This window comes from Bradyrhizobium sp. CCBAU 11386 (assembly GCF_028128955.1).
GTDB lineage: Bacteria > Pseudomonadota > Alphaproteobacteria > Rhizobiales > Xanthobacteraceae > Bradyrhizobium.
The window spans coordinates 1-5575 of record NZ_LBKA01000132.1 but is presented as its reverse complement, the minus strand read 5'-3'; the positions used below and the strand labels follow the sequence as shown (position 1 = coordinate 5575).

The window sequence follows — 5575 nt, the reverse complement described above, 5'->3', positions numbered from 1 at the left end:
GCCGCCCGACATGCCGCCTTTCACCTTGCGTAGGCGGGCTTTGACCCGCCGCGCCGGGCGTCCGAATTTCTCACGCGCCTTCTCCTGCAATGTGAGCACGCCGAGATCGAACGGAATGGAATCGAAGCCGCAGGAGAAGACGATGCGCGCGCCGGTCCGTTTCGCCTCCTCGTGATGGGCGTCGATCATGCGCCGCATCCAAGCCGGTTCGCCGCACAGATCGACATAGCCGGTGCCCGTGGCCGCGCACGCCGCCACAAGCTCGGGACCGTAGAGCTGATAAGGCCCGACCGTCGTGATAATCACGGCCGCACGCTCGCACATCGAACGTAGGCTGGCCGGCTCGGCGGCATCGGCCTTCACCAACGGCAAATCGTCTGGTGCGCCGATGTCGGCGCGCACCTTCTGGAGCTTGTCGGTCGAGCGTCCCGCGATCGCCCAGGACGGAGCATCGTCGCCGCGATAGGATGTCGCTAGATATTCGGCGATGAGACGGCCGGTGTAACCCGTCGCGCCATAGACGATGAGGTCGAAGTCCCGCTTCACGACGTTGGTCCTCCTCGAGACCCGCAAGAGCTATCTTCAGATCCGTGTGCAATCGCTCTGTACGCGTCACAGCCGCCGTCGCCAGGGGCCACGCAATTCGCGACCAAGCGGGCGCTTTCCCTTACTCGGATCGGTCTTCCACCGGCTGGATCGCACCAGGGTACCGCATCGTCAAGGAAACGGCCGACTTCGCCGGAACGACAAACCGTTCGGAACGAATCTTCTGGCCACCGCCAGCGCGCGGCTCTCGCAGCTTTCCAGCGCGATCTTCTGGGATAGCATGACGTCTCCGATCGGCAGATCGCCCAGCGGCACGAAACAGAGCCCGAGCTTCTGGCGACCGTTTCCGTCGACCTCGCAGACATTCGTCATGGCGCCCGCATAGATCCTGTACTGCTTGCCGGTCTCGCCACCAACGACCTCGAAATAGCCGCTTTCCGCGAACTGCGCCCGCTGGGCCGGCGACAGCCACTGCCGCAAGAGCCGCAGCGAGCGGCCTTCCGGAGTGTTCTCGGCGCCGTGCCTCATGAAGAGAGCCCTTGCGGCTCTCATCCGCGAGCGCCCGCCCGGCGGTGATGGTCGAAAGCCGAACATGAACTGGGCGGCTACCCGCCGACCAGCCTGGGGATGAAGACGGTTTCCTCCGCGTTGGGGTCGAACGATCGAATTTGAGATACCTGACCGGGACCCGTCCGGACCGCGGCAGTGAAGCCGACCTTCGTCAGCTCGTAAAACCGCTGCTCCGCGTTCGCCAGTTCCTGTGCGTCGTTCGGGTTGAAAGGGTGACGGCTGTCGCCGGTACGGTCCATCACGATCTGCGTTGCCATGATCGCCCTCCTCGGATTGCTAATGGCCAAGGACCTCGATCCAGTATCCGGCTGAAGTCGCGGAGTTTCAAGAGAAGAAGAGTCCGTCGCGAAGCCTTGGGATCCTTTCAAAATCAGTCTGTATTTCGTTCGATCGAGGCTGCCTGCGGAATAAAGCGTCCCGCTCACAACCATGCGACTTCGGAGTATGTTACCCTACTCGCTGGTGATTTTTACTTCAGGGTGGAGACAAACTCGACCCAGTGCAGCAGGCAGTCTTAGAAGATGGACCTTGCCTCTCTCTCGGATTCTCTGATTCATTTGATCCAGGTTCACGGACCTTGGGTCATTTCCGTCGTTGTTGCACTCGAAAGCGCCGGCGTGCCCCTTCCCGGGGAGACGATCCTTGTTGCTGCTGCTCTCCTGGCCGCCACCACCAATCAGATCGATATCACTGTCGTTGTAGCCGCGGCTGCTGCAGGTGCCATCGTCGGAGATGGGATCGGATACACGGTCGGGCGCCGCTTCGGAATGCCGCTTCTTCGCAAGTACGGGCGATACATTCATCTTGATGAAAACCGATTGTTGATCGGCCGATTCCTCTTTTTTCGATACGGGGCCGCTGTCGTGTTTTTTGGTCGCTTTATCGCGGTGCTACGAATGTTTGCCGCTTTGCTTGCTGGCGCAAATGGCATGCGTGCGGGTCGCTTTTTCTTCTTCAACGTGACCGGGGGCATTTGCTGGGCGTGTCTCTTCGGCTTCGGTACCCACGCCGTCGGAGCCGAAATCTCCAAGATTTCTGAAACGCTGAGCCTGGTGTCACTGGGATTGTTTATCGGCGCTGGATCTGCGCTTTCGATCATCATTCGGCGATATGAAATCGTGCTTCTTCGTCAGGCCGAGCGCGCGCTGCCGGTGCTCCGCAAACGGTGCGGCGCTAACCCTCACGCGGAAACGTGAGCAGACGGGGTAAATTCTCCTGGGGTCCACCCCCGAGGAGCAACTCGCAAGGTTGCACGATGAAGAAGGCAATCAACCCAGCTCCGTCGCGCCGCCACTTTTTGCGGCTAACATCAATGGCTGCGGCATCCGCCCTGGCTCCAACAGTCTTGTGGGCTGAGCAGCAAGAAGCAGCGGATTCGGCCACATCCCAGGCCGTGTCCGCACACATCGCCACGCTCGAGGAGGTATGGCGGACCGTCCGAGACCGGTTCTACGATCCGCACCTGCATGGGCTCGATTGGTCGGCGGCCCGGGAACGTTACTTGCCGGACGCCGCACGGGCGAGCTCCGAAGAGGCGCTGGCCAGCGTCATCAATAGCATGCTCTCCGAGCTGCATGCTTCGCACACCCGCTACTACACACCGGACGAACCAGAGTACTACCAGCTGTGCGATATCTTTGCCGGCGCGCTAAGGCGGCGCGGACTGGAGCGCGCTTTTCCGACTGGCCGTATCTCGTATCCTGGCATTGGCGTCCTCTCGCGTCTCGACATGCAGGGCCGCAGCATGATTACCGGTGTTGTAGACGGCACGCCGGCCCAACAGGCCGGCCTGCTCGCTGGCGATGTGATTGTCTTCGCCGATGGCGCACCGTTTCAGCCGGTCCAGTCATTCCGTGGCCAAGTTGGCAGGGAAGTCGCACTGGGTCTGCGTCGTGCCGGCGCGTTTATGCAAATACCGGTTACCCCGGTCGACATTGAGCCCAACAAAATGTTCTTGGACGGCTTGAAGGCCAGTGCCCGTATCATCCGGACCAACGGCCGAAGCATCGGCTATGTTCATGTCTGGTGCTACGCCGGCTCCGTGTATCAGCGGACGCTCGAGCATCTTCTATCGCACAGTCCGCTGAAGGACGCCGACGCGCTGATCTGGGACCTGCGCGATGGCTGGGGCGGCGCGATCCCCGAGTATCTTGATTTGTTCAACACGCGAGCGCCGACGATGCAGGTCACTAATCGCAATGGCGCCAGCGAACTCGCGAGCGTGAAGTGGCGCAAGCCTGTCGCCATGCTTGTCAACGGGGGCACCCGCAGCGGCAAGGAGATCCTTGCCTATGGCTTCAAGAAATATCGGCTTGGCGAAGTCATCGGTAGCCGGACCGAGGGAGCTGTCCTCGCTGCGACGGCATTCCTCATTGGCGGCGGCTTGCTGTTGCTCGCGGTCGCGGACGTGCAGGTCGACGGCGAGCGGCTGGAAGGCGTTGGCGTCGCACCCACGATCGAGGTCCAAGCCGACCCGGCCTCCCTGGGTCCGGGTGACCCTCAACTCGATCGTGCAGTCGCGATCCTATCCGGGGCCTGATCCTCGGGAGGCAGCCCGGCTCTTACACTGATCCGCGAGGACGGGACGCCACGAGTGGCTGCTACCTGAGAGCCTGTCACACACCTTATTTTTGCACGGCAAGCCAACGATGATTGCCTGCCAGGAAATCGTGCCTCTTCTGACGGACGCGGAGTTCTGTTCAGCGGCGCCCGGCTATCCGCCAGGTGATTGGCGGGGTACGATGCGAAGGCCCAGAGCATGAGCGAAAAGGAGATGCACGGCCCAGACGAGTACGACATCCTTGCTGACCTGGCGCACCTCCGCCAGCTCGACCTAGCGGCCCTCGGCGACGGATGTTCAGCGCCTCGGCCCGGCGACCTCCGCAGGAGATCGGAGCAAAGGAGGAATAGATGGCAACGATCGTAGAGAGCATTGAGATATCCCGTCGCCCCGAAGACGTCTTCCTGTACGCGACGGACTTTTCGCATCTTCCCGAATGGCAGGGGGGTGTCGTGTCGGCACGCCGGGAAGGCGACGCCCCACTGAAAGCCGTGGTGACCCGACGGCTCGGTCCGCGGAAGTTGCAGAGGACGGAGGAGATAACCGAGCTGAATCCTCCGAGGACTTGGACGGTGCGCGGTGTTGGCGGCCCGCTCACGGCGATTGCCAAAGGCACAGTTGAGCCACTCGATGACGGCAAGCGGTCGCGCGTAACGATCGCCCTCGAATTGGAAGCCCACGGGATCGCCAGGGTGCTTGCTCCGTTCATCCTTCGGCAAGCGCGAAGGCAGTTGCCGAGAAACGAGCAAAAGCTGAAGGAGCTGCTCGAGCGGGGTGCGTAATAACCGCAAAAGGGGACGTCGTGTTCCGAACCGACCGCGGTGCTGCGCCTCTGGGCGCATAGAGAGTTCCGTGGCGCGCCGGCATGGCCGACCAGGCGCTCATCTTCTTGGGGACTTAGCTGGCTCGCACAGCCCGCTTGTGAACCGAGCCGTGAGGCGTCGTCCTAGCTCCGCGCGGACGACGCTTCGTGGTACTCGGCTTCACGATCGCGCAGGCAGGGATCGTGGAAATCGACGTGGTTGCCGACTCCGAGCGCCTTCGCCGGGTCCACTTGGCAGTCCTCAACGACTGACGAGCCAACCTGCGTTACTGCGCGGCGCACGAGCCAGCTGCGGTTTGGGCCGATGACCGCGATGTCTCACTTGGGTCAAAAGCGCCGCGTTGCCAGTGGGCCGGTCACTTCCAGTCTACCACCTAATACCGGACGCCTTCGGTGTCGGCCGCAACTTCGCAAAAGGGCCAACACCGGTCATTCCGCAACCGCTTAGATGAGTGCTGCCCTCACCGGGAAGCGAGGCGGCGCGTCGGGTGGAGCGGGCACAAAGGCCGCAAGCCATTTGAAGCGCCTCGCCTTTACGTTTTCGGTACGCAGGCTTGACCTTGACGCCCGCGCGTCACAGGTTTCGGGGCGCCGCGCGCGGCTCGCGCGCCCAACAGACAGGATCCATCTTTCATGGCATTCGTGCAGTTCACGCAACCGGACGATCAGCCCATCGTCATCAACACGGATAGGATCGTGACCGCCACACCACTGCCCGACGGACAAGGCAAGCGCATCACCTTCAACAACGGTGGCCATCAGGACGTGAAGCAACTCATCGCTGACGTGCTGCGGCAGTTGAACATAAGCGCGTAGGCTCAGGACATCGCCGCCTGGGCGAACCATTCCGCCGATCAAGTGAGATCATGCACTTTCGTGAGTGCTGCCCAATGTCGCAGATGGGTCAATCTCGTCGGTTTAGTTCTCCCGCGATGACTTCCGGTTAGCCCCGGTGAGCGGACATCTTCAGTACCTATCGCAAGGTCTCAAACGGGCCCAGGCTGTGTGATAACCCTTTTGTCGACTGGCAGGTCGAGAGGCCCGGGATCGGTTTCGCGGCTAGGTTGGCTCCGATA

The 5575-nt window shown here is 61.8% G+C and carries 7 protein-coding genes; 4 read left to right on the top strand and 3 right to left on the bottom strand.

Going from position 1 to position 5575, the window contains the following annotated elements; all coding sequences use genetic code 11:
- The 3 genes from XI09_RS09035 to XI09_RS09025 all read right to left on the bottom strand — a co-directional run.
- The coding region (locus tag XI09_RS09035) for a saccharopine dehydrogenase family protein (RefSeq protein WP_271566528.1) at nt 1-546 on the bottom strand (546 nt) is incomplete at its 3' end.
- A gap of 171 nt (nt 547-717) precedes the next feature.
- Nucleotides 718-1098 (bottom strand): hypothetical protein, encoded by a 381-nt coding sequence (locus tag XI09_RS09030; protein WP_271566527.1) that lies wholly within the window; start codon nt 1096-1098, stop codon nt 718-720.
- 53 nt (nt 1099-1151) lie between these two features.
- Nucleotides 1152-1373: a hypothetical protein gene (locus XI09_RS09025; protein WP_271566526.1), complete on the bottom strand. Its 222-nt coding sequence runs from the start codon at nt 1371-1373 to the stop codon at nt 1152-1154.
- A 264-nt stretch (nt 1374-1637) separates the two neighbouring features.
- Here XI09_RS09025 and XI09_RS09020 point away from each other — a divergent pair, with 264 nt between their 5' ends.
- The 4 genes from XI09_RS09020 to XI09_RS09005 all read left to right on the top strand — a co-directional run bounded on the left by XI09_RS09020 (nt 1638) and on the right by XI09_RS09005 (nt 5315).
- Entirely contained in the window at nt 1638-2312 is a 675-nt protein-coding gene (locus XI09_RS09020) for a DedA family protein (protein WP_271566525.1), read from the top strand.
- 59 nt (nt 2313-2371) lie between these two features.
- Complete coding sequence (locus XI09_RS09015) at nt 2372-3655, top strand: S41 family peptidase (RefSeq protein WP_271566524.1); 1284 nt, start codon at nt 2372-2374, stop codon at nt 3653-3655.
- Between the two features lie 371 nt (nt 3656-4026).
- Nucleotides 4027-4458, top strand: coding sequence for an SRPBCC family protein (locus XI09_RS09010; RefSeq protein ID WP_271566523.1), 432 nt, complete (start codon nt 4027-4029; stop codon nt 4456-4458).
- A 674-nt stretch (nt 4459-5132) separates the two neighbouring features.
- Nucleotides 5133-5315 carry a hypothetical protein gene (locus tag XI09_RS09005; protein ID WP_271566522.1) on the top strand — a complete coding sequence of 61 codons (183 nt, stop codon included), beginning with the start codon at nt 5133-5135 and terminating at the stop codon, nt 5313-5315.
- The last annotated feature ends 260 nt before the right edge of the window (nt 5316-5575 follow it).